This is a genomic window from Caloramator sp. CAR-1, assembly GCF_030546345.1.
In the GTDB taxonomy this organism is placed as follows: Bacteria; Bacillota; Clostridia; order Clostridiales; family Caloramatoraceae; genus Caloramator; species Caloramator australicus.
In genome coordinates this window covers 1-3,691 of the sequence record NZ_JAUONW010000002.1, presented here as the reverse complement: position 1 = coordinate 3,691, position 3,691 = coordinate 1, and the positions used below count along the sequence as shown (strand labels likewise).

The 3,691-nt window shown below is 34.9% G+C and carries 4 protein-coding genes, 1 tRNA gene and 3 rRNA genes; 7 read left to right on the top strand and 1 reads right to left on the bottom strand.

Annotated elements, in window-relative coordinates; all coding sequences use genetic code 11:
* From Q3V94_RS00120 to Q3V94_RS00100, 5 genes are all read left to right on the top strand, one after another.
* Window positions 1–225, top strand: a 23S ribosomal RNA gene (locus Q3V94_RS00120); the annotation flags it as partial.
* A 14-nt stretch (window positions 226–239) separates the two neighbouring features.
* Window positions 240–356, top strand: a 5S ribosomal RNA gene (gene rrf / locus Q3V94_RS00115).
* A gap of 43 nt (window positions 357–399) precedes the next feature.
* Window positions 400–474 (top strand) — tRNA-Glu (locus tag Q3V94_RS00110).
* An 88-nt stretch (window positions 475–562) separates the two neighbouring features.
* A complete protein-coding gene (locus tag Q3V94_RS00105; RefSeq protein ID WP_008908314.1) occupies window positions 563–739 on the top strand; it encodes a XapX domain-containing protein in 177 nt (58 codons plus the stop codon).
* Complete coding sequence (locus Q3V94_RS00100; RefSeq protein WP_274766686.1) at window positions 736–888, top strand: XapX domain-containing protein; 153 nt, start codon at window positions 736–738, stop codon at window positions 886–888. Before Q3V94_RS00105 ends, Q3V94_RS00100 begins: the two co-directional genes overlap by 4 nt.
* 12 nt (window positions 889–900) lie before the next feature.
* Here the strand turns inward: Q3V94_RS00100 and uvsE are convergent, their stop codons facing one another.
* On the bottom strand, window positions 901–2,154 hold the full coding sequence (gene uvsE, locus Q3V94_RS00095; RefSeq protein WP_303524476.1) for a UV DNA damage repair endonuclease UvsE: 1,254 nt from the start codon (window positions 2,152–2,154) through the stop codon (window positions 901–903).
* A gap of 203 nt (window positions 2,155–2,357) precedes the next feature.
* Between uvsE and Q3V94_RS00090 the strand changes: the two genes are divergently transcribed.
* Together Q3V94_RS00090 and Q3V94_RS00085 are read left to right on the top strand one after the other, a co-directional pair.
* On the top strand, window positions 2,358–3,221 hold the full coding sequence (locus Q3V94_RS00090) for a cation diffusion facilitator family transporter (protein WP_303524475.1): 864 nt from the start codon (window positions 2,358–2,360) through the stop codon (window positions 3,219–3,221).
* Between the two features lie 286 nt (window positions 3,222–3,507).
* Window positions 3,508–3,691: ribosomal RNA gene (locus Q3V94_RS00085) — 16S ribosomal RNA — on the top strand; the annotation flags it as partial.

The following is a 3,691-nucleotide window of genomic DNA, read 5'->3' as shown; positions in this document are numbered from 1 at the left end:
GGACGAACCTCTGGTGCACCAGTTGTCATGCCAATGGCACAGCTGGGTAGCCAAGTTCGGAAGGGATAAGCGCTGAAGGCATCTAAGCGCGAAGCCCACCCCAAGATGAGATTTCCCACGCGGAAGCGGTAAGACCCCTGGAAGACTACCAGGTAGATAGGCCAGAGGTGTAAGCGTCGTAAGGCGTTTAGCTGACTGGTACTAATAGGTCGAGGGCTTGATCTTATTGTGCAGTTTAATCCGGTGGTAATGGAGGTAGGGAAACACCCGTTCCCATTCCGAACACGAAGGTTAAGCCTACCTACGCCGATGGTACTAGGCTGGAGACGGCCTGGGAGAGTAGGTGACTGCCGGGTAACAACTTAAACTTAAGTGCCAGGCACTTAAGTTTAAGATTTTGGCCCCTTGGTCAAGTGGTTAAGACACCACCCTTTCACGGTGGTAACAGGGGTTCGAATCCCCTAGGGGTCACCAAGTTTAATATTAAAAGGAGAAGGTTTATGCCTTCTCCTTTTGTGTCTTTAAGAAATTTATGTAATTTTTTCTAATGGGGGAATTTGTTATGCAAAACTTAAGAGAAATTATGATGTCTATAATTGCAGGAATGATTGTAGGATTTATTTTCTCAAAATTGTTGCTACCCATCCCTGCCCCTCCAAATATACCAGCTTTCATGGGGATATTTGGTGTTTGGCTTGGTGCAATTGTAGTAGATAAGATAGGGGGCTTGAGAGCATGAAGGTAATAATATTATCTATTTTAGCTGGTATGATATTAGGAGCGATTTTTAAAAAGCTTAGACTTCCCTTACCAGCACCAGCTACATTATCAGGAGTTTTAGGAGTTTTAGGAGTTTTACTAGGAAGTATGTTGGCAGGGTTATTTTAAAAAGAGCTGTCGTTATGACAGCTCTTTTTGCATATAAAGGTTATCGTAGATAAAATAATATGAGTCTATCAGATATTGAACTTTATATTTTTTAGACAGTTTATAAAGAAATTTCTTTGCTTTATAAAATTCTTTTTTATTCACTAGTTCAAAAAACTTATTTTCTTCCTTTACTGTTGCTTCGTCTTTAAAATAACCCCATATGTGAAGTAGTGTGTTCTTAAAGTTCCCTTCATTAAAAGGTGATAAAAGGGCCTCATCGATTTTATTATAAAACTTTTCTGCGTCATAGGTTGTATTTAATATTTTGCTACATTCTTTATACAAACTATAGTTTTTTTCCATGACAAGATATTTATATTTTGCCCATTCATTGTAAAGTTCGCTTTTGCTACCTGAAATTAGACATATACATTTTATTGCTGATATATTTTTATCCTTGGTTTCTAACATTATGTCTGGATCAAACTCTTTTATTGTATTATAAAATTCTAAGAATTTAGCCGTTTCAATAAATTCAGAGTGGGAACCTGTTTTTTTAATACGGGACTGCTCAGAGTAATGGATTTTGATATTTCCATCTTCCCTTTTCCATGTTTTTTTTGCTAACGATAAAATTTCTTTTAAATCCCTATCTACAGGATTTATAAGGTGGTGAAAATAATCAAATACAATGGGAATATTTAGAGCGTCAGATGCATAAAGCACATCATCGAAGTTAAAAATCCTCTCATCGTTTTCTATTACAAGTCTTTTTTTGGCTGATTCAGATAACATCTTAAAATTTTTAATAAACCTTTTAATTGATTCCACCTTATCGTTATATCCTCCCCCTAAATGGAGAACGATTTTATGGGAATAATCTAAACTTAGAGAATCTAAAAATTGGGTGTGGTATTCTATATCTTTAATTGCTCTTTTAACTATTTCTTCGGATGGAGAATTTAAAACTGTATATTGACCAGGATGCATAGAAACTCTAATTTTATTTTTTTTAATGAAAATTCCTATATCCTCTAATTGATTTTTAAATATTTTTTGCCATAGGATATTGTTAATGCTGTGACTTCCAAATGGAATGATGTCTGAGCTTATTCTAAATAGATATATATTATTTTGAATGTTGTATTCTAAAATATTTCTAAGATCTTCAAGGTTAAGGTTTGTTATTTCTAAAAATTTTTCACTTGAAAAGTTTTTAAGAGACATTTTTCTATTGGTGGACCAATCAACTCCTAAAGGGATACAAGCATATCCTATTTTCATGGTTATCCTCCTGATCGTAATGGTGTTAATCAAATTATAATTATAAAGCCTAAGGTATGTAAATATGAAAGTCATATACAAAAGTAGACGCTTATTGTTATCAATTGAGAATATATATTATAAAAAATAATAGTTGATAAATTATGATTTATTGCATATAATAGCAATATGACTATATTTTCAATTGAAAAGGAAGTGAAAATATGGATAGAGAAAAGATAGGAACAAAAACATCATGGATAACTATTTTTATAAATACTGCTTTATGTATTTTTAAGTTACTTGCAGGTTTTGTAGGCAAAAGTAGTGCTATGGTTGCAGATGGAGTCCATACGCTTTCTGATATTTTAGCTACATTTATAGTGATATTAGGATTAAAGATATCCTCTAGGGAGGAAGATGAAAAGCATCCCTATGGACATGAAAAGTTCGAACCTGTATTTGCAAAGATAATTAGTATTGTATTAATTATCACTGGATTTTTAATTGGATATGAGGGAATTAAAAAATTAGTATCTGGGGAAATAGCAGTTCCAGGGCAAATTGCTTTGATGGCTGCCTTAATTTCTATCATAGTCAAAGAAGCAATGTATTGGTATACAATCATTGTTGCAAGAAAAATAAAAAGCATATCTATGGAGGCGGATGCTTGGCACCACCGTTCGGATGCTTTCTCTTCAGTTGGAACTTTTGTTGGTATATTTGCAGCAAGGCTGGGATATAAGTTTTTTGATCCATTAGCTGCTGTTGTAGTTAGCTTTTTTATAATTAAAGTAGGAGTGGATTTTTATCTTAGAGCTACAAAGGAATTAGTGGATGAAGCTGTTGATAGGGAAACGATTGAAAAGATTAAAAGGGTAGTTTTAGAGGTTGAAGGTGTAAAGGGGATTCAGGATTTAAAAACAAGGATATTTGGACATAAAGTTTATGTTGACCTAGAGATATATGTGGATGAAAGATTGACTGTAAAGGAAGGTCATGATATAGCTCAAAGAGTGCACGATGCCCTTGAAGAGGAAGTAGATTGCATTAAACATTGTATGGTCCATATTGAGCCTGCAAAATAGCATTGCTATTCAACTAAACCTGGAGTATCCATATTAGAAATTTAAAGATTTATAAAGAAAAATAAAGTTATATTAATATAAATTCAAGTAATTACGTCTCGCTGAAATGAAGCTATATATCTCTCATGATAATATATAACATGTCGTCGCGAGGGCGGCGAGAAAAAAAGAAAAAAGATATTGACAAAGAGTAAAAAGCGTGATAAGATAAGAAGCGCTGATTGACCTTTGAAAACTGAACAGTGGCGAAGCGACCAGCAGTAATTTTAGAGGAAGCTAAGGATTTAAACATAAGAGTTTGATCCTGGCTCAGGACGAACGCTGGCGGCGTGCCTAACACATGCAAGTCGAGCGGAGATGCCAAGGAGCAATCCAAGGTGTCTTAGCGGCGGACGGGTGAGTAACACGTGGGTAACCTACCCCAAGGAGGGGGATAACAGGTCGAAAGGCCTGCTAATACCGCATAAAGC